The 22,378-nt window shown below is 66.4% G+C and carries 25 protein-coding genes and 1 tRNA gene; 11 read left to right on the plus strand and 15 right to left on the minus strand.

The window, feature by feature from the left end:
• Positions 1–521: 521 nt before the first annotated feature.
• From KQ307_RS11610 to KQ307_RS11620, 3 genes are all read left to right on the plus strand, one after another.
• Positions 522–2,231, plus strand: a complete 1,710-nt coding sequence (locus KQ307_RS11610; protein WP_259728034.1) for a methyltransferase domain-containing protein — start codon at positions 522–524, stop codon at positions 2,229–2,231.
• Between the two features lie 120 nt (positions 2,232–2,351).
• Positions 2,352–3,053, plus strand: a complete 702-nt coding sequence (locus KQ307_RS11615) for a M23 family metallopeptidase (RefSeq protein WP_259728035.1) — start codon at positions 2,352–2,354, stop codon at positions 3,051–3,053.
• A gap of 25 nt (positions 3,054–3,078) precedes the next feature.
• Positions 3,079–3,285, plus strand: a complete 207-nt coding sequence (locus KQ307_RS11620; protein WP_259728036.1) for a YqaE/Pmp3 family membrane protein — start codon at positions 3,079–3,081, stop codon at positions 3,283–3,285.
• 132 nt (positions 3,286–3,417) lie between these two features.
• Here KQ307_RS11620 and KQ307_RS11625 read toward each other — a convergent pair.
• Positions 3,418–3,489, minus strand: a tRNA-Val gene (locus tag KQ307_RS11625).
• Positions 3,490–3,564: 75 nt separating this feature from the next.
• On the opposite strand from KQ307_RS11625, the gene KQ307_RS11630 reads away from it, so the two are divergent.
• Complete coding sequence (locus KQ307_RS11630) at positions 3,565–4,458, plus strand: EamA family transporter (RefSeq protein ID WP_259728119.1); 894 nt, start codon at positions 3,565–3,567, stop codon at positions 4,456–4,458.
• 22 nt (positions 4,459–4,480) lie between these two features.
• On the opposite strand, the gene cobM is transcribed toward KQ307_RS11630, so the two are convergent.
• The 4 genes from cobM to petC are packed head-to-tail and all read right to left on the minus strand — an operon-like array spanning position 4,481 to position 7,693.
• A complete protein-coding gene (gene cobM, locus KQ307_RS11635; RefSeq protein WP_259728037.1) occupies positions 4,481–5,287 on the minus strand; it encodes a precorrin-4 C(11)-methyltransferase in 807 nt (268 codons plus the stop codon).
• Complete coding sequence (gene lgt / locus KQ307_RS11640) at positions 5,284–6,168, minus strand: prolipoprotein diacylglyceryl transferase (RefSeq protein ID WP_399241683.1); 885 nt, start codon at positions 6,166–6,168, stop codon at positions 5,284–5,286. Before lgt ends, cobM begins: the two co-directional genes overlap by 4 nt.
• Entirely contained in the window at positions 6,165–7,112 is a 948-nt protein-coding gene (gene petA / locus KQ307_RS11645; RefSeq protein WP_259702878.1) for a cytochrome f, read from the minus strand. Before petA ends, lgt begins: the two co-directional genes overlap by 4 nt.
• A gap of 44 nt (positions 7,113–7,156) precedes the next feature.
• Positions 7,157–7,693 carry a cytochrome b6-f complex iron-sulfur subunit gene (gene petC, locus KQ307_RS11650; protein WP_259702877.1) on the minus strand — a complete coding sequence of 179 codons (537 nt, stop codon included), beginning with the start codon at positions 7,691–7,693 and terminating at the stop codon, positions 7,157–7,159.
• A gap of 112 nt (positions 7,694–7,805) precedes the next feature.
• On the opposite strand from petC, the gene KQ307_RS11655 reads away from it, so the two are divergent.
• The gene (locus tag KQ307_RS11655) at positions 7,806–8,192 is read left to right on the plus strand and encodes a DUF3067 family protein (RefSeq protein ID WP_259728038.1); all 387 of its coding nucleotides are present in this window, start codon (positions 7,806–7,808) and stop codon (positions 8,190–8,192) included.
• Here KQ307_RS11655 and tatC read toward each other — a convergent pair.
• Entirely contained in the window at positions 8,187–8,978 is a 792-nt protein-coding gene (gene tatC / locus KQ307_RS11660; protein WP_259728039.1) for a twin-arginine translocase subunit TatC, read from the minus strand. The genes KQ307_RS11655 and tatC overlap by 6 nt on opposite strands.
• Positions 8,975–10,696, minus strand: coding sequence for an NFACT RNA binding domain-containing protein (locus KQ307_RS11665; RefSeq protein WP_311133734.1), 1,722 nt, complete (start codon positions 10,694–10,696; stop codon positions 8,975–8,977). Before KQ307_RS11665 ends, tatC begins: the two co-directional genes overlap by 4 nt.
• Positions 10,697–10,754: 58 nt before the next feature.
• Here KQ307_RS11665 and gmk point away from each other — a divergent pair, with 58 nt between their 5' ends.
• Complete coding sequence (gmk, locus tag KQ307_RS11670; RefSeq protein ID WP_259702873.1) at positions 10,755–11,384, plus strand: guanylate kinase; 630 nt, start codon at positions 10,755–10,757, stop codon at positions 11,382–11,384.
• Between the two features lie 58 nt (positions 11,385–11,442).
• Here the strand turns inward: gmk and KQ307_RS11675 are convergent, their stop codons facing one another.
• Both KQ307_RS11675 and KQ307_RS11680 read right to left on the minus strand, forming a co-directional pair.
• Complete coding sequence (locus KQ307_RS11675; protein ID WP_259702872.1) at positions 11,443–11,559, minus strand: Photosystem I reaction center subunit IX; 117 nt, start codon at positions 11,557–11,559, stop codon at positions 11,443–11,445.
• Positions 11,560–11,570: 11 nt separating this feature from the next.
• Positions 11,571–12,050 (minus strand): Photosystem I reaction center subunit III, encoded by a 480-nt coding sequence (locus KQ307_RS11680; RefSeq protein WP_259728041.1) that lies wholly within the window; start codon positions 12,048–12,050, stop codon positions 11,571–11,573.
• Between the two features lie 76 nt (positions 12,051–12,126).
• Between KQ307_RS11680 and tsaD the strand changes: the two genes are divergently transcribed.
• Complete coding sequence (tsaD, locus tag KQ307_RS11685; RefSeq protein ID WP_259702870.1) at positions 12,127–13,209, plus strand: tRNA (adenosine(37)-N6)-threonylcarbamoyltransferase complex transferase subunit TsaD; 1,083 nt, start codon at positions 12,127–12,129, stop codon at positions 13,207–13,209.
• 28 nt (positions 13,210–13,237) lie between these two features.
• Complete coding sequence (locus tag KQ307_RS14910) at positions 13,238–13,507, plus strand: hypothetical protein (protein ID WP_399241686.1); 270 nt, start codon at positions 13,238–13,240, stop codon at positions 13,505–13,507.
• Positions 13,508–13,529: 22 nt separating this feature from the next.
• Here the strand turns inward: KQ307_RS14910 and KQ307_RS11695 are convergent, their stop codons facing one another.
• Positions 13,530–14,702, minus strand: coding sequence for a type IV pilus twitching motility protein PilT (locus KQ307_RS11695; protein ID WP_259728042.1), 1,173 nt, complete (start codon positions 14,700–14,702; stop codon positions 13,530–13,532).
• Positions 14,703–14,823: 121 nt separating this feature from the next.
• On the opposite strand from KQ307_RS11695, the gene wecB reads away from it, so the two are divergent.
• Positions 14,824–15,954 (plus strand): non-hydrolyzing UDP-N-acetylglucosamine 2-epimerase, encoded by a 1,131-nt coding sequence (wecB, locus tag KQ307_RS11700; protein WP_259728121.1) that lies wholly within the window; start codon positions 14,824–14,826, stop codon positions 15,952–15,954.
• Here the strand turns inward: wecB and KQ307_RS11705 are convergent.
• Positions 15,951–17,252, minus strand: a complete 1,302-nt coding sequence (locus KQ307_RS11705; protein ID WP_259728043.1) for an efflux RND transporter periplasmic adaptor subunit — start codon at positions 17,250–17,252, stop codon at positions 15,951–15,953. The genes wecB and KQ307_RS11705 overlap by 4 nt on opposite strands.
• On the opposite strand from KQ307_RS11705, the gene ychF reads away from it, so the two are divergent.
• Positions 17,251–18,342, plus strand: coding sequence for a redox-regulated ATPase YchF (ychF, locus tag KQ307_RS11710; RefSeq protein WP_259728044.1), 1,092 nt, complete (start codon positions 17,251–17,253; stop codon positions 18,340–18,342). The two genes, KQ307_RS11705 and ychF, sit on opposite strands and share 2 nt — an antisense overlap.
• 20 nt (positions 18,343–18,362) lie before the next feature.
• Here the strand turns inward: ychF and KQ307_RS11715 are convergent, their stop codons facing one another.
• Genes KQ307_RS11715 through KQ307_RS11725 form a run of 3 tightly spaced genes read right to left on the minus strand, consistent with a single transcriptional unit; the run spans position 18,363 to position 20,903 of the window.
• Entirely contained in the window at positions 18,363–19,091 is a 729-nt protein-coding gene (locus KQ307_RS11715; RefSeq protein ID WP_259728045.1) for a peptidase, read from the minus strand.
• A gap of 18 nt (positions 19,092–19,109) precedes the next feature.
• Positions 19,110–20,045, minus strand: a complete 936-nt coding sequence (locus KQ307_RS11720; RefSeq protein WP_259728046.1) for a transglutaminase family protein — start codon at positions 20,043–20,045, stop codon at positions 19,110–19,112.
• 36 nt (positions 20,046–20,081) lie between these two features.
• Entirely contained in the window at positions 20,082–20,903 is an 822-nt protein-coding gene (locus KQ307_RS11725) for an N-formylglutamate amidohydrolase (RefSeq protein WP_259728047.1), read from the minus strand.
• A gap of 90 nt (positions 20,904–20,993) precedes the next feature.
• Here KQ307_RS11725 and KQ307_RS11730 point away from each other — a divergent pair, with 90 nt between their 5' ends.
• The gene (locus KQ307_RS11730; RefSeq protein WP_259702864.1) at positions 20,994–21,224 is read left to right on the plus strand and encodes a hypothetical protein; all 231 of its coding nucleotides are present in this window, start codon (positions 20,994–20,996) and stop codon (positions 21,222–21,224) included.
• Here KQ307_RS11730 and KQ307_RS11735 read toward each other — a convergent pair.
• On the minus strand, positions 21,180–22,361 hold the full coding sequence (locus KQ307_RS11735) for an MFS transporter (protein ID WP_259728048.1): 1,182 nt from the start codon (positions 22,359–22,361) through the stop codon (positions 21,180–21,182). The two genes, KQ307_RS11730 and KQ307_RS11735, sit on opposite strands and share 45 nt — an antisense overlap.
• Positions 22,362–22,378 lie beyond the last annotated feature (17 nt).

Below are 22,378 nucleotides of genomic sequence, written 5' to 3' on the forward strand. Positions count from 1 at the left end.
TGCCGAGCTTGATTCCGCAGGGTGCGTAGGCCACGACCACCAAGCCGATGAAGGTCGTCCGTCGTGAGCCCGCGAAGACATGTCGACAGGGGATCTATCGCGCCGATGACTGCCTCAAGTTTCGCCCTCTGAACAGATACAAAGAATGAATGGAAGTGCGGCGATCAGCAAGGATTGATTGAGTCATTGGATATAATGATAAAATTTAGGGTTACCAAACAAATAGTTCAATTTGATGCAAATATACGAGCCAGTCACATTTTGTCATAGAGACCAACTGAGATTTAAAGCAAACCGACTGAAAGCAGGTCGGAATTCAATGAGAACAGCCTTGGTAAACGCTGAGAACTTCAGGCATTCTGGATACTGCCTTGAGCGATGCCCCCGCTCACCGGCACATCGGAACAATCACACCTGTGGCAATCCAGGGTCTTGTCGTCACGATGGGGGGATCTGGGTGGATGGTTGCGAGAGTCTTTGTGTGGCAAGAGCTGTTCTGCTGATTCAGCCGCCCCCCTCGCATGACGGAGAACCCTGGGTACCACGACCGAATCAATCCCGATCTGCTCAGCAGAATTCCGCTGCAGGCCCGAGCCGTGCTGGAGGTGGGCTGCGGCGCCGGCGCCCTTGGCGCGGCATTCAAGGCCCGCAACCCAGGCACGTTCTATGTGGGGGTGGAGCAACAGAGCGGGCCGGCCGAGCGGGCCATCGAACGCCTCGACCTTGTGATCAGGTCCGATGCGGAAGATCCGGAGCTGCGCCTGCCGTCCCTGCCGCCGATCGACTGCCTGATCTACGGCGATGTGATCGAGCATTTCCAGGACCCCTGGGCCACACTCCCCCGCCATCTGGCCTGGCTGGATCGAGATGGGGTGCTGCTGGCCTGCATCCCCAACGTGCAGCACTGGTCGGTGCTGGCGGAGCTGCTCCATGGTCGCTGGCCCGTGGCGGAAGAAGGACTGTTTGATCGCACCCACCTGCGCTGGTTCACCCGTCAGAGCATCGAGGCCCTTGTGGCCGGTTGCGGCCTGCACCTCCATGAACTGACGCCGCGGATTTTTCGCCCTGAGGAAGCCCAGTCCTTCGTGCGAGCGCTCGCCCCGGCCCTCGGCGCCATGAAGATCGATCCGAACGAGCTGCTTGCAGGGGTGGCGCCGCTGCAGTACCTGCTGCGGGCCAGCCGCCGTCCCCGCCAGCCCCTCCACCTTGATGCGCTCACGCTGCGCCCCCAGGCCGGCATGGTGGATGTGCGGATGACACAGCCGCTGCAGGCCCTCTCCAGCCAGCCGGCGATCAGCATCCGCTCCAGTTCAGGGCCCCTCACCCTGCTGCCGGCCACCTCCACGCTGCCCAGGCTGCTGATCTGGCAGCGACCGATGCTCTCACTCACCGATTCCCTTGAGTCGCTGCGCCAGCTGCTGCGCAACGGTTATGTGATCGTCAGCGAATACGACGACGATCCCGGGCACTGGCCGGCGATTGCCGAGAATCGCCATCTCTGCTTCACCGGCCTGCATGCCGTGCAGGTGTCCACCCAGCCTCTGGCGGAGCGGATTCAGCCGTTCAATCCGGAACTGGCCGTGTTCGCCAATGCCATCGAGGCGCTTCCGGCTCCCCGGCCGGCGGAATCGGAGCCGGAGCTGCAGCGGCGCCCCCTGCGGCTTTTTTTCGGCGCCCTCAACCGCCAGGCCGACTGGACCCCCTGGATCGGGCCGCTGAACGAGGTGCTCAGGGCCGACCCCGATCGCTGGCAAGTGGAGGTGGTTCACGACCGGGCCTTCTTCGAGGCCCTGGCCATCCCTGGCCGGACCTTCACGCCCACCTGCGATTACCCCACCTACCGGCGGCTGATGGGCAGCTGCGACATCGCCTGGCTGCCCCTTGCCGATACGCCCTTCAACCGCTGCAAATCAGACCTCAAAGCCCTCGAAGCCGCTGCCCACGGCCTGGCGATCCTGGCCAGCCCCACGGTGTATGCCGCCACGTTCAAGGCGGGCCTGAACGGCCAAGTGTTCACCACGGCGGACCAGCTCAGGCAAGCCCTCACCAGCTGGCGGGCCGACCCCCTGGCGATGCGCGAGCTGGGCCAGGGGGCCAGAAGCTGGGTGGGCGAAAACAGGATGCTTCATCACCAGGTTGCGGCGCGGGAGGCCTGGTACAGAAGCCTCTGGGATCGGCGTGAACAACTCACCAGGCTCCTGCTGGAGCGCGTGCCGGAACTCCAGGGCTGAGGGCCGTTCAGCCAGCTTGCTTCCAGCGCCCCGATGACCCACTCCCTTCACCGCCGCCTTGCCCCCTTGGCATGCAGCGAATCAACGTTACGTTCGAAATCCAGGCGTTGATGCAGCTCGGTGACGGCCCCAACCAACCGAAGAAGAAGGCTTGCCGCTGCCGTGATCACCACCGGCCTGTTCGTGGTCGGGCTGTTCGTGGCCGGGCTGTTGCTGGATATCCCTGCTCAGGCCCAACCAACAGACGGGATCGAGCCCCAGCCGCCACGGCCCTTGATCACTCCACCCGAGACGGAGGTAGCCGACCTGGGCGGCGGCGATCGGGCCGATCGGGGCCTGCCGGCCGGCCTGCCAGCTCCCGGCCAGATGCTCAGCCTTGCCTATCCCCTGGCACGCCCCGCCACGGAGAGCGATCCCTTCGGCTGGCGGTTCTCCCCCTCCCGCCAGGCCTGGCGCTTGCACACCGGCGTTGACCTGATCGCGGCAGAAGGAACGGCCGTGCGCGCTGTTCTGCCGGGCCGGGTGCAGCTGGTGGAAGAGATCAGTGGCTATGGCCTCACCGTGGTGATCGATCACGGCAGGGGATGGCAGAGCCTCTATGCCCACCTGCTGGATGCCACGGTGCAACCAGGCGAGGCGATCAACGCCGCTCAGCCGCTGGGCCGGGTGGGCCAGAGCGGACGGGCCACGACGGCCCATCTGCATTTCGAGCTGCGGCGCCTGCGGGAGGGCCGAAGGGTGGCGGTGGATCCGGGGCCCCTGCTGCAGGCACCATTGGAAACCATCACAAAAGCTTGGATCAGTTCCGATCCTCCACCTTGAATGGGACGCCTGAGCGGACCCGTTCATGACTGTCGGCGACATTTTCCGGATCATTCTTGCCTTCATCCTGCCCCCGTTCGCTGTAGCCACGCAGGTGGGCTTCAGTGGAGCGTTCTGGTTGAATCTGCTGTTCTGGCTGCTCAGCCTCGGCTTCTTTGGCCTGCCCCTGCTGGGCGTGATGTGGCCCGTGGCGGTGATTCATGCGATCTACATCATCGTGACGCGCAAATGAGCTGATCCCTCCAGACCCTTTCAGGAGTTCTCCGAAAAAACAGAAGCCTGATGTCATCCAGCCTCAGGCATTCAGGCCCACCGGATGGTCGAATCAACGGCATCGCGATGCACGGATTCCACCAGCCATGAATGGGCGATACTGGATTCGAACCAGTGACCCCTTCCGTGTGAAGGAAGTGCGCTACCGCTGTGCTAATCGCCCGCACCTCCTGATCTTAAAACACTGCCAGCAGCCCCCTTCGACGCCCCAGCGCTGACCCTGTGGCCGGCCCTGGCCCTGCTCACTGCCTGCTGCGAAACCGCTCGCGACATCGCCACCCGCAGCCTGTTGCGCCGCAGCGGCTGGTCGGCAGGATTGGTGATGGGGCTGAGCTGCCTGATCTCGGCCCTGCTCAACCTGCCGTTGCTGCTGCTGGCACCCCAGACGCCCGATCTGGTCAAGCTGCTGGTGGCCCTGGCGGCCAGCGGGCTGGTGAACAGCGTGGCGTTCTGGGCCTACGGCAGGGCCCTGGCCCGCGGCGATCTCAGCCTGGTCCTGCCGCTGATCAACCTCTCCCCCCTGGTCCTGCTGTTCAGCGGCTGGTGGCTGCTGGGAGAGCGTCCATCCCCGGGCTCCAGTGTCGGGGTGGCCCTGCTGGTGCTTGGCTCCCTGCTGCTGGCCCGCGGCGCTGAGCCTGGTGTCCGGCTGTTGCAGAGCCCCGGGGCACGGCCGATGCTGCTCGTGGCCGTGCTTTGGGGAGTGGCTGCCACCTTCGACAAGGTCGGTGTTCAGGCCAGCGGCAGCCTCACCTGGGTGGCCCTGTTCAACCTGGTGGTGGCGGCGGGGCTGCTCACCCCGGCCTGGCTGCAATCCGGGCGGAAACAGGGGAGCGTGGATCCGGTGGCCGGCGCCGCTGCTGGCCAGCCAGTCGGCCCGCAGCGGCTGCTGCTGCTCTGCGGCCTGCTGCTGCTCTGCGGTCTGGTCGGCGCGGTGGGCATGGTCAGCCAGATGGAGGCCCTGCGATCCACCGCCGTGGTGCACGTGATTGCGATCAAGCGGCTCAGCACCCTGTTCAGTGCCGTCGTCGGGGTGGTCTGGCTGGGGGAAACGCGGGCTGGATTGCGCCTGCCAGGGGCCAGCCTGATGCTGGCGGGAGCGGTGAGCCTGCTCGCCACAGCCGGTGGCTGGTGACCCCCCGGCTCAACCCTCTGCCTCAGCTGGAAGGCTGAGCTGGGGAGGCTGGAATCAGGGACACAGCCGGTGTGGCTGGGCGGAACAGATGATCATGGCTCCCGGAGTAGAGCTTGGAGCGGGCCTGGCCGGGCTGTTGCAGGGCCGGACTGACCACGTAGAGGGTGGTGCGGATCAACTGGCGCTCCCGGCTGGTGGCGGCGAGCTCCCGCAGCGGCACCACCGTCAGCCACTGGTCGGGCCAGCTCACCCGATAGCCGATCGCCACAGGTGTGTCGCCTGGGTAGTGCTCCAGCAGGATCTCCTGAACCTCCTCCACATGCCTGGCACTGAGATAGAGGCAGAGCGAGGCCCGCAGGGCAGCGAGCCGCTGCAGGGATTCACGCTCGGGCACGCCGGTGCGGCCGGAAGCGCGGCTGAGCACGATCGTCTGGACCAGCCCCGGAATGGTGAGCTCGGCGTTGAGGGCAGCGGCGGTGGCCTGGTAAGCGCTCAGGCCCGGCACCACCTCCACCGCCAGGTCGGCTTCGTTGAGACGGCAGATCTGCTCGGCCAGGGCGCCATACAGGCAGGGATCTCCGTCATGCAGCCGCACCACCTTGAGGCCGGCTCGGGCCCGGTCGATCAGCAGCTCCATCACCCGCTCGAGGGTGAGGCTGCTGGTGCGGATCCGCTCGCAATGGGGCGGGGCCAGGGCGGCAATCTGGGGTGACACCAGCGAATCGGTCCAAACCAGCACATCGGCCGCAGCGATCGCCGCCGCCGCCCGCAGGGTGAGCAGATCGGGAGCACCCGGTCCTGCCCCGACAATCAGGACGGGGTGACTCAAGAGCCGCCCCCTTCCGGAGCTGCCAGGCCTGGATCGGGAAGGGCGCGGCGGCGGCCGTACAGCCACCAGAGGCCCAGTGCACCGATCGCCACCAGCAGCAGGCTCATCAACTGGGCCATCCGCAGGCCGCCCTCGCAGAAGGGGGGCAAGGAGAACAGGCAGAGCGGATCGGTGCGGAGCCCCTCGATCCAGAACCGCCCCAGGCTGTAGGAGATCAGATAGACGCAGCTGAGGGCACCGTTCGGCAAGGGGATCCTGCCCCGCTCACCCAGGCGGAACAGGACCAGCAACAGGGCCAGAACCCCCAGATTCCAGATCGACTCGTACAGGAAGGTGGGGTGGAAGAAAGGTTCATCGATGAACGGCGCCGGCCGGTTCATCGGTGGAATCGAGAGCTTCCAGGGCAGATCGGTTGGAACCCCGAAGGCTTCGGAATTGAAGAAGTTCCCCCAGCGGCCGATCGCCTGGCCGAGGGCCACGGAGGGAACCAGCACATCCAGCAGGTTCCAGAAGGCCAGCTTGCGCCAGCGGCAATAGACGATCACCGCCAAGGTGCCGCCGAGCAGGGCGCCATGGATGGCGATACCGCCCTGCCAGATCGCCAGGGCGCTCAGCCAGTTGAGTTGATACTGGCGCCACTCCAGCAGCACGTAGTAGAGGCGGGCACCGATCACGGCCGCCAGCACGAGGATCGGCAGCAGGTCGGCGATCAGGGCTGGATCGATGCCGCGGCGCCGGCCCAGCCGGGTGGCGAGCAGCAAGCCCACCAGCACGGCGATGGCGATCAGCAGGCCATACCAACGCAGATAAATGGGCCCCAGCTTGAACAGCAGGGGGCCCGGGGAACTGAAGCTGGCCAGATCAACAGGGGAGAGAATCAAATCCCTTCAGCGGCCTGCACTTTCTCCACCTGCTTCTTCTTCAGCACCAGCAGGATCTGGGCGAGCACAACGGCTGCGAAGAAGGCCAGCATTCCGTAGATCCGCACGGGGTTCTGCAGCACGATTTCAGCATCAAGCTGGCCGAAACCGCCCACATTGGGATCATCAGAGATCGGTGCTCCTGCTTCCACGGCATCGCCGACGGCAACCAGGACGGCAGGGCCTGCGGGAACCGTATCGCTGACACTGGTGCCATCGGCAGCGCTGATCTCCACCACCGTGGCTCCGTTATCGCCAGGGCTGATCGCGCTCACCGTGCCGCTTGTGGAGGCATTGTAAACGGTGTTGTTGCTCTTCTCACCGGTGGGATACACCTGGCCGCGGCCGCGGTTGCCACCGACGTGAATGGAATACTTGCCGAAGTGAATGCTGCTGTCGGCGCCTGGATCTGGAGAGAGAATCGGGAAAACGATCTCCTGGTGCTGATCGCCGGGGAGGGGACCCACCAGGAGGATGTTCGGATCGTTCTCGCTGTACTGGGTGTAATACACACCGGCGGTTTCCTCCTTGAGCTCCTCACTGAGCCGCTCCGGAGGGGCCAGCTTGAAGCCATCGGGAAGCATCACCACCGCTCCGACGTTGAGGCCGCTGCGGCTGCCGTCCGCCCCCACCTGCTGAACGGCGGTGTCGTAGGGGATCTTGACGACAGCCTTGAAGACGGTGTCAGGCATCACGGCCTGGGGCACCTCCACCTGGGAGAGCTTCTTGGCCAGGTGGCAGTTGGCGCAGACGATCTTGCCCGTTGCTTCCCGGGGATTCTCGTAGTTCTGCTGAGCCCAGAAGGGATAGGCCCAGCTCGCCTGGGGAGCTGCCAGCAGCACACTGAACAGCAGCAGCGTGGACGCCAGCAGGGAGGGCAGCAGCGGGGAGAGGGTGCGGCGCATGGGTGGAGCGGACGGGCGGGGAAGGGAGGAATGAACGCGGACGATCAAGTCCACCAGGGCTTGTCACCGGTGCGGAAGTCGGTGTCGGACCATTGGCTCAGGAAGACGTTGTCGTTCTCGACCGTGACGTTGGCGAGAGCCAGGGAGAGGGGCGCGGGCCCGCGCACCACCTTGCCGGTGGCGTCGTACTGGCTGCCATGGCAGGGGCAGACGAACTTGTTGGCGCCGTTGTTCCAGGGCACAACGCAGCCCAGGTGGGTGCAGATCGCGTTGATGCCGTAGCTGCCGATCGCCTCGGGGCCCTCGACCAACAGATAGGTGGGATCCCCTTTCAGGCCCTGAACAAGACTGCGATCACCTTCTTTATGGGTGGAGAGCCAGCCACTGGCCGTGACGCTGTTGCCCAGCTCGTCTTTGGCGGTGGTGCCGCCACCACTGCCGGCTGGCCGGGGCGGGATGAAATAGCGGGCCACGGGATAGAGAGCCCCCAGGGCCACCCCGGTGACGGAACCGAAGGTCAGCAGATTCATGAACTGCCGACGACCCATTCCGGGCACGTCGCTCGCTGGGATCTGGGTCATAGGGACGTTCCTTGCAGCCAGTCAGGCGTGGCGCCCATTATGACCTTTGCGCTTCCCGCCTTGCTTTGTCCCGACAGGGATCCGCCCGCGCCGCGCAACATGCTGTTGTGGAATGGAGCTTCCCGCTGCCGTGATCCCAGCCGATCCGAGCCCCAGAACCGATCGCTCCGAAGCCGAAGGGCCGCTTGGATTCGAGGAACTGGTGCAATTGCTGCAATCCCGATGGCAGGCCTCCTACGACCTCCAGCTGGTCCAACGCCGGGGCCGGCTCCATCTCCAGGTGATGTGGGCCTATCTGGAGCAACAGTCCTTTCCACTCGATGCCGAGGCCTACGCCAACAAGCTCGAGGCCCTGCTGGAGGTGGTCAACGGGCTGGGGGTGGCCGAACAGGTGCGCCAGTGGTTGCGCACCACCCGGGACAAGCCACGGCTCGGCAAGGCGATGAGCCTCACCTTGGAGCCGATGGTGGGAGGCCGCAGCAGGGAATTTCTGTTATGAGGCGGCCGGTGGCGGCGCCTCTCCCCGCAAGCGTTCGGCCAGGGCCACCAGGGCCACCCCCAGCAGGAACAGGGCCGAGATCGCTCCGGTGAGCAGAAGCATGGTCACCGGGTCGGTGGAGGGGGTCAGCACCGCGCCGGCCAGGGCCGCCACCAGAAGCACCGACCGCCAGGCCGCCAGCATCGTGGTGGCACGGATCAGGCCGAAGGCCCCGAGCAGCAGCTGCAGCACCGGCAGTTGAAAGGCGAGGCCGGTGGCCACCATCAGCAGCAGCACAAAATCCAGATAGCGCTCGATCGACCAGAGCGGCTCGACCACATCGGCGCCATAGCTGATCAGAAAGCGCAGGGCCGCCGGCGCCAGGGCCCACCAGGCGAAGGCGAGACCGGCCAGGAACAGCACGGCCGAGCCCGCCACCGCCGGCGCCACCAGGCGACGCTCGCGGCGGGTCAGACCGGGCAGCACGAAGGCCAGCACTTCGTAGAGGATGTAGGGAAGGCTCAGGCTGAGCCCGGCGTAGCCCGCCACCTTGATCGACACGAACAGGAACTCCCCCGGGGCCAGCTGCAGAAAGCGGATCCCCTCGGCAGGCACCTCCAGCAGCCGCACCAGGGGCCGTGCCAGGGCCAGGCAGCCGGCAGCCGCGAGCAGCAGCACCAGCAGACTGCGCAGGACGCGCCGCCGCAATTCCTCGAGGTGCTCCACCAGGCTCATCTCCACCTCGCCGGGGAACTCATCGAGGCGGCGGAGTGGGGGTGACGGCGGCTGCAGGACTGGTTCGTTCATGGGGCTGATCCTGCCGTCAGGCTAGGGAGCAGAGACCGTGCTGCGTTCAGCAGGCCCGGGGCGCGGCCGGGGTCGGCCCACATCACCTCCCCACCGCGATGGCGCACCGTTCCGGGTCCAGCCCCGGCGATTCTCTGCAGCTGCTCGCTCGGCACCATCACCACGGCCACCCGTCGGTTGCCCCGGGCCCGGCTGAAGTGGGCCGCCAGGTCGGCGGCTGCCTGCAGATCCCCTTCCCCTGTGGCTGTCTCCGATCCCTTGAGGATCACGTGGCTGCCCGGACACTCCTGGGCATGGAACCAGATGTCGCCCCGACGGGCCTGCCGCAGGCTGATCCAGTCGTTCTGGCGGTGGTTGCGGCCCACCTGCACCCGCACCCCCCCCGGGGTGAGCAGCTCCAGGGGCTGGGGGGTGGCGGCCGATTCCGGCACTGCCGAGCGGCGGCGGCGGCCCTGCTGGTCAGCACCGCGGCGAGCCAGCATCGCCTCGACGTCCTGCTCCAGGGCCAGCAGGTCGCCGGGCTGCTCGGCGTGCTGCTCCAGGAAGATCAGACTGGCTTCGATCCGCTCCAGGTGGCGGTTGTGGAGCTCCAGTCGCGGCCTGATCGCCTCCACGGAGCGCCTCAGGCGGCGAGCGCGCTTGTAGAGGGCCTGGGCCTCACTGATCTGCTCCCGGCTGGGGCTGGCGCTGCAGAGCAGGACATCGGCCCGTTGCTGCAGGGCATCGCTGCCTGCCACCTGGTCGAGCAGGGCCTGCTGTTCGTCCCGCTGGCGCTCCTGCCGCGTGCGGGCAGCGAGCAGCCGCTGCTCCAGGCGATGGCGTCGCCTGATCGCCTCCTGCTGTGCCAGCAGCGGCCCGTAGTAGGCAGCCAGCGATCGGTTCAGACCGCCCGGGGCAGCCGCCGCGCCCCAGCAGCGGTAAGCGGTGGCACCACCTCTGGCGAAGCCGAAGCGCTCCTGCTCAAGGGCGCCGAGCCACTGCTGCCACCGGCTCCAGAGTTCCGCCCACTCGCTCTCACGCAGCTCGGTCACAGGCGAAGCCAGCAAACGGGCCGCCTCACCAGGCTGATCTCCGGCCAATTGCAGCGCCAGGGCGGGGCTGACCCCCTGGTAGGTCTGCTGCAGGGCCTTCTGCAGGCTCACCGGCACGAGCGCAAGGCGACGGCGCCAGTGAGCCATGCTCTCGTCACTCCGGGGCCGGTCCGCCTGCAGGGGTGGCGGCGGTCCGTAGGCATCACCGCTGCCGATCGGCCGCAAGCGCGACTGCTGCTGACGCACCTGCCGGGCCAGGGTGATCACCCGGCGCTGGCCATCGAGCAGGAACACATTGCTGTGGCGGCCCATCAATTCAACGATCAGATGGCGGCTGATCGGCTCACCCGGCCTGGGGGCGAACTGGAGGTCAACCACCCGCTCCCAGCCCTCCTGGACCAAGGCCACCAGGGCCAGGCCGGCCAGGCCATGCTGCAACTGCTGGGCCAGGGTGCTGCCCTGACCCTGGCGGGGCGGCGGATCGATCGCCAGCAGGCGTGGCGCCTCAGCCAGCCAGCTGATCTCCAGCCAATGCCGACCCTGCTGGCTGCGCAACCCCAGCTGCAGGCTGTGGGGGGTGGGTTGCTGCGCCTTCTCGAAGCGGCTGGGCAGCAGCAGCGGCCGCAACTCCGCCAGCACCGCCCGCAGCGTGGTGAGATCGATGGCCTGGAGGGTCGTGGCGTTCAACGGAGCGGCGACGCGGCACGGGCTCCCTACTCTGCTGTCTGAACGGCACAGGCAGGCCATGGCGGCAGCAATCGCAGCGGGGATGGCGGCGGGGATGGTCGAGCCGTCTGTGCCCGGTCGGCTCAGTGTGATCACCGGCCCGAGCGGTGTCGGCAAGGGCACCCTGATCGCCGCCCTGCGCCAACGACACCCGAACCTCTGGCTGTCGATTTCCGCCACCACCCGGGCTCCCCGGGCTGGTGAGAGGGAAGGCGAGCACTACTTTTTTCTGCCGCGGCAGCGCTTCGAGCAGTTGGTGGAGCAGGACGGACTGCTGGAGTGGGCCGAATTCGCCGGCAACCTCTATGGCACCCCGCGCCAGCCGGTGGAGCAGCAGTTGGCCGCCGGCCGATCCGTGCTGCTTGAAATCGAGCTGGAGGGGGCCCGGCAGGTGCGCCGCAGCTTCCCGGCGGGCTTCCAGGTGCTGATCAAGCCGCCTTCCTTCGCCGAACTGGAGCGGCGCATCCGCGGCCGCGGTACCGAGAGCGTCGAGGCCATCGAGCGACGGCTGACCCGGGCGCGCCTGGAGCTGCAGGCCGAGGCCGAATTCGATGCCGTGCTGCTGAACGGCGTTCTCGATGAGGCCCTGCTCCAACTGGAAACGTTGCTGGGGCTGCCTGCTGAGCCGGCGGCCTCCTCCAGCGCCTGAGGGCTGTTCATGAAAAAAGCGGCCCGCGGGCCGCTTCAAAGGGATGGCTTTGCCGAGCTCAGAGGCGGTGGATGATCAGGTCGGGGAAGAGGCGGAAAATCTCGATGGTGAGACCGGCGGTGAACGTGAACCAGATGGCGGCCACGACGGGGGCAGTGGTGAGGAACTTCTTCATGGTTCGAGGGATCAGCGGGGGGAAACGGTCACTTTGGAGTCGGCTTCCACCATGGCTCCGCCGACAAACTCCTTGAAAGCAGCCAGGGGCCACACTGCGGCGCCGAGGGTGGATTTGAACGCCAGGGGCATATCGATCTGGATTTCCCGCATGGTGGCGTCCTTGCTGCCGCGGATGGCGATCAGATAACTGCGCCCGGCCCAGCCGATCGTGCCGGCGATGTAGAGGAAGAGGAGGCCAGGGATCAGGAAATCACCGGCGTGGCTCCAGCGACCATCCACGATCAGGCGAGGCAGGCCATCGGTGCCACAGAGGGCCTGGCTGTAGTTCTCGAAGCGAGCTTTGGCCTGGGGGGTGCTGGCGGCACTGGAGCGGGCTTGAAAGCGAGGGCTTTCAGCGCAGGGGGTCAACCCGGCGATATCGGCATGGGCCGCTGGGGCGAAGCCGATGATCAGCAAGGCGGAAATCAGAACGGCGAAGAGGCGGCGCATCGTGTCCGGTACCTGGGAATGACCTGCCGCAGGGCAGGATGTCACTGGCGGACAGTAAGAGAGTTCCAGGGAGACCATGCCCACGGTTCTGGCCGTCGAAACAAGTTGTGACGAGTCGGCGGCTGCCGTGGTGCGCGATCGCCAGGTGCTGGCCAGTGCGGTGGCTTCCCAGATCGAGGAGCATGCCCGCTGGGGTGGCGTGGTGCCGGAAATCGCCTCCCGCCGCCACGTCGAAGCCCTGCCGCAGTTGATCGCCGAGGTGATGGCCCGCTCCGGCCTGGCTTACCGCGAGCTTGACGCGATCGCCGCCACCGCCGCTCCTGGCCTGGTCGGCGCCCTGCTGGTGGGGTCGATCACCGGCCGGACCCTCGCCAGGCTGCATGGGCTCCCCTACCTGGCCATCCATCATCTGGAAGGTCACCTCTGCTCGGTGCAGCTGGGGGAGCCGCTCCCACCAGGCCCCTACCTGGTGCTGCTCGTCAGTGGTGGACACACGGAACTGATCCGGGTGGACGGCCCTGGCTCCTACAGCCGGCTTGGCCGCAGCCACGACGATGCCGCCGGCGAAGCCTTCGACAAGGTGGCCCGCCTTCTCGGACTGGCCTACCCCGGCGGACCGGCGATCGAAGCCGCCGCTGTGGGCGGCGATCCCCTGCGTTTCCGCCTGCCCCAGGGACGGGTCTCCCGCCCGGCAGGAGGCTTCCATCCCTACGACTTCAGCTTCAGCGGTCTGAAGACGGCGGTACTGCGGCTGGTTCAGAAGCTGGAGGCGGAGAACCGGGCGAGCGGGGCGTCCGATCTCCTGCCGATCGCCGATCTGGCCGCCAGTTTCGAGCATGGGGTGGCCGAAGTGCTGGTGGAGCGCAGCTGCCGCTGCGCCCACGACCATGGGCTCGGCACGGTGGTGCTGGTGGGCGGCGTGGCTGCCAACCGCCGCCTGCGGCAGAAGCTGGAGCGCCGTTGCGGCGAGCTGGGCCTGGCCTGGCGCGTGGCCCCGCTGAGCTATTGCACCGACAATGCGGCGATGATCGGCGTGGCTGCGGCCGAGCGCTTCGCCTCCGGTGCCCGCAGCTCCACGGCCCTGGGGGTGGCGGCAAGGCTGCCATTGGAGGAAGCCGATTGCTTATACAACCCCTCTGGTTCTTTTGGTTTCCCGTAAGGTGAAACCATCATGTTGGGAGGCTCTGATGGCTGCAGCTGAGACCAGCGATCAGGGTCTCGCCGCCGGCCCGGACCAGGCCAGAAGCGATAACCAGGCCCAGAACCCGGAGCAGCCCCATGCCGGAACCCCGGAAAGCCAGGCTGAGCACAGCCTTCTGGTCGGTCCCGACGAGCTCAATGCCTGGCGGCGGGGATTCACCCCTCAGGCCGAGATCTGGAACGGACGACTGGCCATGCTCGGGCTCTCCCTGGGCATCGCGGCGCTTCTGCTGATCAGGCTGCTCACCCAGCCCTGAGCCGGGCAGACCAGGTCAAGCCTCAGACCCGGCCCCTCAGAATCTGGGCGAGTTCGTTCGGCCGATTGCTCATGACCAGTGCCGCTTCTGCCGCCACCCTGCCGCTCTGCACCAGCTCCGCGAGGGACTGATTGATCGTATGCATGCCGTCAAAGGCGCTTCGGGCCATGATCTGCTCCACCTCATCGAGCTCGGCGCGTCTGATGTAGTCACGACAAGCATCATTGTTGACTAAAATATCATGGAAGGAGGCCATCTTTCCGTCCTTTGATTTCAGCAGTCCCTGCGAGATCACGGCAAGCAACGATTCCGAGATCGCCTGCCGGATGTTGTCCTGTTCCTGCGGTGGGTACATCCCCATGACCCGCTCAACCGTCTTCACCGCTGAATTGGTGTGCAGGGTACCCAGCACCAGGTGGCCGGTCTGGGCCGCCTCCATCACCGTCGACAGGGTTTCCCGGTCACGAATCTCACCGATCAGGATCACATCGGGATCTTCCCGCATCGCCGCCCGCAGCGCCGTGCTGAATTGAGCCGTGTGGCGTCCCACCTCGCGCTGGCGGATCAAGGAGCGCTGGCTGGTGTGCACAAACTCCACCGGATCTTCGATGGTGATGATGTGCTTGTTCTGCGTGGTGTTGATCCACTGGATCATCGCCGCAAGGGTCGTGCTCTTGCCGCTGCCCGTGGGGCCGGTCACCAGCACCATTCCCTTGCGATAGGTGGTCAGGGTTTTGAGCACCTCCGGCATCTGCAGGGCATCAAGGGTCGGTATGACCTGGGGAATCAGCCGCAGCACCATGCCGGCCCCCCGCAACCCATCGAAAAGGTTGATCCGCAGCCGAGCGAACGAAAAGGCGTGGGAACCGTCGTAGTCCTGTGTGTGGAGGAACTGATCCAGCTCCACCGGGCTAAGAATCTCCCGCATCCAGCTCTGGAACTGAGCCAGTTCGGTGAGCGGCCAGCCCGTGGCTCGCATTTCCCCCCGGGCGCGAAAACGGGGCTCCTCCCCCACCCCCAGGTGCACATCGGAGAAGCCGTTGGTATGGGCGATCCGGACGATCTCCTCCAGGCTGGCCGGCAGCTGGGAGGCCTGGACACCGACCGGAGTGGCCGCGACAAGCGGCGGCGGCGGCGGCGGCGAGGGCGGCAGGGGCGGGGCGTTCGGAACGCCAGGAATCACCGACTCCGGCATGGGGCTCAAGGCAGGACGCGCATGACAGACAGCATTGCTCGGATCGGCCCATCTGTCATCGCTCCCTCCAGTGGCCGCCGCATGCTTCCTTAGGATTTCCACCTCTGCCCCGGTCCTTTTGATCGCCCCTGCACCGTTGGTCAGCATCGTGCTCGGCACCAGGCCTGAAGCGATCAAGCTGGCACCGGTGATTCTGGCCTTCCAGGCGGCAAGCGACCTGCGCACCAGGGTGGTGCTCACCGGTCAGCATCGCGAGATGGTGGCCCAGGTGATGCAGTTGTTCGGCCTCAACGCCGACCGCGACCTCGCCCTGATGGCGCCGCGCCAGACGCTCACCCACGTCACCTGCGCGGCGCTGCAGGGCCTGCGGGACGAGTTCAGCGAGCATCGCCCCGACCTGGTGCTTGTCCAGGGGGACACCACCACCGCCTTCGCCTCCGCCCTGGCGGCCTTCTACGAGCAGATCCCGGTGGGCCATGTGGAGGCTGGACTGCGTACCGACAATCTGCTCGATCCCTTCCCGGAGGAAGCGAACCGCCGCTTGATCTCCCAGCTGGGCCAGCTTCACTTTGCCCCCACCAGCGTTTCCGAGGCCAACCTGAAGGCCTCGGGAGTGGTGGGGAGGATCCTGGTCACCGGCAACACGGTGATCGATGCCTTGCTGCGCATGGCCGAATCCGCTCCCCAGCTGGAGTTGCCCGGCCTCGACTGGCAACGGCAGCGGGTGATCCTGGCCACCGTGCATCGCCGCGAGAACTGGGGTGAACGGCTCCAGTCGATCGGCAGGGGCTTCCTGGAACTGCTGGACCTCCATCCCGACACAGCCCTGCTGCTGCCCCTGCACCGCAACCCCACGGTGCGGGAACCCCTCGAAGCCCTGCTGGGGGGACATCCGCGCGCCTTTCTCACCGAGCCCCTCGATTACGACCGGCTGGTGGCGGCGATCCGTGGCTGCACCCTGCTGCTCACCGATTCCGGGGGCCTGCAGGAGGAGGCCCCGGCCCTGGGCAAGCCGGTCCTGGTGCTGCGCCGCACCACCGAACGTCCCGAAGCGGTCAGCGCCGGCACCGCCAGGCTGATCGGCACCGCTGCGGAGGCGATCGTGCGGGAGGCGAGTCTGCTGCTGGACGATCCGGCGGCCTATGCCGCGATGGCCCAGGCCCGCAACCCTTTCGGCGACGGCCAGGCGAGTGGCCGGATCCTGGAGGCCTGCCGGGCCTTCCTGGCCGATCAAAGCCTGCAGCCGGGCTAGTCGTCTTTCGACTTCTTCGCCCATGGCGGCAGGTCGATGAAAATGCGGGTGCCCTGCTTCAGGCCATCCAGAATCTGGGAGTTTCGGCCGCTGCTCGCCCCGAGGCTGACCGGCTGGAAAGTGGGCTGATCGTCCTTGCCGACCAGCAGGACTCCAGGCCGTCCGTTGCGGGTGACGACCGCCACGGTGGGAACCAGGGTCTGGGCCGCCAGGGTGCCGGTCTGGAAGTCGATGTCTGCGGTCATGCCGATCCTCAGTTCGCCCTGGGGATCCACCAGCTGAAGCTTGACCTCGAAGGAGGTCACGTTGTTGGTCTTGACGGCGCGCGGGGCGATCTGCCGGACCCGGGCGGCAAAGCGTCGATCGGGAAAGGCATCCACCCGCACACTGGCGGCCTGGCCCTGCTTGATCCTGCCGATGTCGCTCTCCGGCACGCTGGCCACCGCCTCCAGCCCTTGGGCGAGCTCCACCACGGAGGAACTGGACGCACCGGCATTGGCGGATGCGGATGTGGTGGGGGTGACGAAGGCGCCAGGATCGGCGAAGCGCTGGGTGATCACGCCGTCGAAGGGGGCGCGGATCGTCAGCTCACCGCGTTCCACGCCGCGCTGGCCGCTGCGTTGACGGGCGGCATCCAGGGCGGCCTGGCTGGTGAGCAGGCGGGTGCCGAACGAGGCGAAGTCGTCCTGGCTGATCGCCCCCTGGGTGTACAGAGCACGACGGCGCTCGAATTCGGATCGGCTGCGGGCGTACTCGGCTTCGGCCTGGCGGACCTGGGCCTGCAATTCCTGTTCTCGATCCCGCAGATCACCACTGTCCATCAGGGCGATCGGCTGACCCTGCCGCACCGTGTCCCCTTCCACCACATAGAGCTTCTCCAGCACACCGCCGCGCTTGGGGCTCACATTGACGCTGCGGGCCGCCTCCAGTTCGCCGGTGGCGGTGACCGTGCCGGGCAGCGTTCCCCGCTCGGCAAGAACGGTGAAGGCGGAGAGATTGCGCTGGGCCGAGGCGCGCTGCCGCTGCCACAGGCCAAAGCCAGCCGCCAGCACGATCGCGACAGCCAGGCCTGCCCAGAGGCGACGGCGGGATTGGCGGCCGGGCTTGACGGGCCGGCGCCCGGGCGGCGGCGGGCTGGCCTGGGCGGGCTGGCCGGCGGTCTGCTCCGCCGGTGGGGCGGGATCGAGGGTGCGGGTGGAAATGGGGGCGCTCCGGTCGCTGCCTCCAGTCTTCCTGGTGAGGGCGGAAACTGTGACGTCTCCGGCCGCCGGAGGGCCCAGCCCTAGATTGCTGTTCATGCTAAAAGCCGGAATCGTGGGCCTGCCCAACGTGGGCAAATCCACTCTCTTCAATGCGCTGGTGGCCAATGCCCAGGCCCAGGCAGCCAATTTCCCCTTCTGCACGATCGAGCCCAACGTGGGCATCGTCGCGGTGCCGGACCCCCGGCTGAAGATGTTGGCGGATGTTTCCGCCTCAAAGGAAATCATCCCCACCCGGGTGGAGTTCGTCGACATCGCCGGACTGGTCAAAGGGGCCAGCCAGGGTGAGGGGCTGGGCAACAAGTTCCTCGCCACGATCCGCGAGGTGGACGCGATCGTCCATGTGGTCCGCTGCTTTGAAGACGACGACGTGATTCATGTCTCGGGCAGTGTGGACCCGGTGCGGGACGCCGAGATCATCAACCTGGAACTGGGGCTCGCCGATCTGGGCCAGGTTGAGAAGCGGCGCGAGCGGCTCAGGAAACAGCTCCGAACCAGCAAGGAGGCCCAGGCGGAGGACACGGCACTCGGACGGATCCAGTCCAGCCTGGAAGCGGGCGGCGCCGCCCGCAGCGTCGAGCTCAGTGAGGAGGATCTGGCCCAGATCCGGCCCCTCGGCCTGCTGACCCTCAAGCCGATCATCTATGCCACCAACGTGAGCGAAGACGACCTGGCCCAGGGCAATGACTTCTGCCTGGCGGTGGAAGCCCTGGCGGCCCGCGAGGGCGCTGAAACCGTGCGCATCTCCGCCCAGGTGGAAGCGGAGCTGATCGAGCTGGGCGAAGCCGAGCGCACCGACTACCTGCAGGGACTGGGGGTGAGCGAAGGGGGCCTGCGCAGCCTGATCCGCGCCACCTACCAATTGCTGGGCCTGCGCACCTACTTCACCACCGGCGAGAAGGAAACCCGCGCCTGGACGATCACCGCCGGCATGACCGCACCCCAGGCCGCTGGCGTGATCCATACCGATTTCGAGCGGGGCTTCATCCGCGCCCAGACGATCAGCTGCCAGCAGCTGATGGAGGCCGGCTCCCTGGCTGAAGGTCGCACCCGCGGCTGGCTGCGCAGTGAAGGCAAGGACTACGTGGTGGCCGAGGGGGATGTGATGGAGTTCCTGTTCAACGTGTGAGCCAGGCAGAGCGGTTCAACTCACCAGACCAGCTCGGGGAGATTGCGGAACGCCTCCCGGACCCCCGTGCTCCATCCGGCGCTCAGGGCCTGAAAATAGGGGTCGCCCTCCAGGAAGCGGCGACGATGGCGAATCTGGAGGCTGTCGCGCTGATAACAGACCAGATCGATCGGCATGCCAACCGAGAGGTTGCTGCGCATCGTGGAATCGAAGGAAACCAGCACACATTTGGCTGCATCGGCCATCGATGTACTGGGAGTGAGGACCCGATCGATGATCGGCTTGCCATATTTTGCTTCGCCAGTCTGCAGAAATGGAGTATCTTCTCCCACTTCAATGAAGTTGCCTTCGCTATAGAGACGGAACAAACGCGGCGCTTCTCCCTTGAGTTGGCCGCCGAGGATGAAGGAGGCGTTGAACTTCACAGGGGCACCCTCCAGAAAAGCGCTGTCGCGCTGTTCGATCTCGCGCATCGCATCAGAAACGATGCGGGCCACGTCAAACATGGTGCCTGCGGTGAAGAGATTTTCAGAGCCATCCTGCAGAGATCCCCGCTGCTTCAGCAGGCTCACCACGGCCTGCGTTCCCGCCAGATTTCCTGAACTGAGCAGAATGATCACCCGATCACCCTCACGCTCGAAACAGGTCATCTTGCAGAACTTGGCGAAATCATCCACCCCGGCATTGGTCCGGGAATCGGAAGCGAACACGATGCCCTCCTTCAGCAGGATGCCGACGCAGTAGGTCATTGCTTGTCTGTTTAGGTCTCAGTTTGACAGGTTGGCCTGACCGGCTTCAGCTGCCCGTTGATCCGTCGGTTCGCCTTTCTCTTCGTCCTTCTGTTCGTCGGTCCAGACCTTGAAGGATTCCAGCGTTGCCCGGCCAAAACTGGTGGTCAGGGCGACATCGGCCGCATCCCGACCGCGGGCGATCAGAATCCGCCCGATCCTTGGCTTGTTGTTGCGAGGATCAAAGACGTGCCAACCTCCGCCAAGATAAGCTTCGAACCAGGCCGCAAAGTCCATCTCCGAATAGGGCTCAGGTTCACCGATGTCACTGATGTAGCCCATGCAATAGCGGGCTGGAATGTTCATGCAGCGGCAAAGAGTGACAGCGAGATGGGCAAAGTCACGGCAGACACCCTCCTGATCCCGAAACACTTGATGGGCCGTTTTCGTGGGGCTGGTCTGTCCGTAGTTGAAGCTGATGTGGCTGTGCACGAAATCACAGATGGCCTGCACACGCTGCCAGCCCGGGGCCACACCATCGAACAGCTGCCAGGCCGTTTCCGACATCAGGTCTGTTTCGCAGTAGCGGCTGCCCAGCAGAAACAGCAGCACCTCCTCCGGCAGGGTCTGCACAGGCTCCTGATCCAGCCAGGGCAACACGGGATCAGGCAGGCCGCTGTCGGCCACCACACCGTTGCCCCGCAGCGTGATCAGGCCGGCGGGGGCCAGGATCCTGCTGCAGCAGTTGCCATAGGAGTCCCGGTAGGTCTGAACGGGAACCTCGGGTGTGAGCACCAGACGATCGGGCTGGATCAGATCGGCAGCGCGGCTGTCGTTGATGCTCAACGTCAGGATCATCGGCGTGGGCGTGGGACATCGGTAGACCAAGGCGTAGCCCACCTGAATCTGCAAGGCTGGGGCCTCAGCGGGGATCGGTCGGCTCTCGCCTGGAACGGGGATATCGACTGGATTCATCTGTCTATCGATTCATCCTAAGTCGGTTGGTGGCTCTCAGCCCACTTGCCGCGACGATCCGGCAGCGTTGCCGATCACGGCGGGGAGGCAGGCTTCGAGCGCCCCGGCGAGGCGTTCCGTCCAGGCCTCCAGACCGGCCTGGTGGTCGAGGAGGTCCTGGCGCACCTCAAGTTCCACGTGGGGAATGCCCCGTTGTTCGCCATGGACAAGGATCGTGTAATCGGATTCATCGCCCACGGCATAGGGCTGGTTGTCCCCCACCACCAGGGCCCGATCGCGGCGGAGCCGGTCGTGCATCAGCCGCCCCAACCGGGAATCGCGGCCGTAGAGCACACCCACCTGCCACGGCCGCTGCTCATCCATGAACAGCGGTGTGAACGTATGCAGAGCCACCAGCACGGTGGGGTGGCCCCGAACGGCCCGTCGATCGAGCTCCTCGGCCAGCCGCCGGTGGTAGGGCTCGAACACCTCCTCGACCCGCTGGCGGATCTGCTCCGCCGTGAGCTTTTCATTGGCTGGAATTCTGGTGCGTTCACTCAGCACCGGAATCGAGTCGGAAACCCCAGGGGGTCGGTTGGCATCGATCACCAACCGCGAATAGTTCTGAAGGAGGAGAACCGCATCAAGGCGGGCCGCAAGTCTGCGGCCCAGTTCGGCCACCCCAAGATCCCAGGCCACATGCGTGGCCAGTTCAGCGTCACCAAGGCTCAGCCGCCCCAAGCGGCGCGGAATGGCCCGCCCGGCGTGGTCGCAGGTGAGCAGGCAGGCCGAGCGACCCTGGGGACGCAGGAGCTGAAAAACCGCTGGGTCGTCATCGGCCAGCAGCTTGGCCAGGCCGGGGCTGAGCGATTCCGACATGGCAAGAATTCTCTCTTGTTCATTCAGCAGACTGGTGCAAGGCCAGGGGGACCGGCATCGGCGAGAATCGAGATCCACGCGGTGCCTGCCATGACTCCAGCCCAGGACCCCCCCCCGGCCGAAACGCCCCACAATTTCGCCGCTCAGAAAGAGCTGCACCAGCGCATCCGCAACGACCCCGACTACGACGACTGGGAATACGGCACCGAGCCCCTGCCCCAGGAGCAGGGGGGCTGGGTGGCACACCCCAAGCCATCGCCGAGCTCAGAGCCCAGCTCAGCCGGGCCGCAGTCCCCGGGGCCGGGGGTGAAGGCGACCTAGCTGGGAGACCAGCAGCAGACCCAGCAGAGCCAGGGCCGCCATCAACGACCACAGCCCGGCCCCATGGCCCTGGCTGTCCAGCAGCAGGCCGCCCAGGAGCGGTGCCACCAGAGCACTGATCGCAAAACACTGCGAGAACAGGGCCATCGCCATTCCCTGGTGGGCGAGCGGGGCGAGCTCCAGCACCGCTTCGCTGGCGGTGGGCAGGAAGGCGGCTTCAGCGGCAGCCAGGGGGAACTGGGCGGCGATCAACACACCGGTGCTCTGCCAGCCCAGGCTGGAGAGCGCCAGCAGAGCACTGCCCAGAGCGAAGCCCACCAGGCTCCAACCCAGCCCGAGCGCCACCGGCCGATCGGCAAGCCAGCGCCCGATCGGCCACTGAAAGCTGAGCAGCAGGGTGAGCTGCAGACCCATCAGCAGGGCTCCCAGGCTGCTCGGCAGGGGTGGGCGGCCCAGTCCGCCCCGCACCAGATCAAGCGGCAGAGCGCTCTGCAGCAGCACCACCATGGCGGTGCTCAACACCGTCACCCCCAGCAGGGGCAGCAGCGGCAGGATCCAGCGCCGCCTGGGGAGCTGGCGGCCGCCGGGTGGCAGGGGTGCCGCTGTTGGCAACGGGTAGCGCAACAGCAGAGCCAGCAGCACCGCCATGCAGACCATGTCCACCAGGTAGATCCCCCGCAGGTGATCGAAGCTGGCCAGCACCGCGCCCAGCAGCACCCCCAGGGCGATCCCCATCGCATCGGCCGTGCGCACCAGCGCATAGGCGCGGCTGGATGGCAGCGGTGGGCAGCTCAGGGGCACCGCCAGCTCAATGGCGGGCCAGTAGATCCCCATCGCCACACCCAGCAGAATCTGACCGACGACGAAGGCCGCGAACGTGGTGGCCGTGAGCAGGCGACCATCGGCCAGCACAGACACAACAGCCGCCACCAGCACGGGTTTCGTGGTGTTCAGCCCCCTGTCGATCAGCAGGCCGCAGAGCAGCCGTCCGGCCGTGCCCGCCAGCGCAGCCGCCGCCAGGCCCAGGCCCACCGCCGTGGCGCTGAAGGCCTCCTGGTGGAACACCACGGGGGTGAGATAAAGCACGCCGCCGGCTCCCAGGCTCGCCACAAGACGAATCAGGCTGAGTTCGCGCAACGGCGCGGGAAACTGGA

This window comes from Synechococcus sp. CS-1326 (assembly GCF_025128115.1).
Lineage (GTDB): Bacteria > Cyanobacteriota > Cyanobacteriia > PCC-6307 > Cyanobiaceae > Regnicoccus.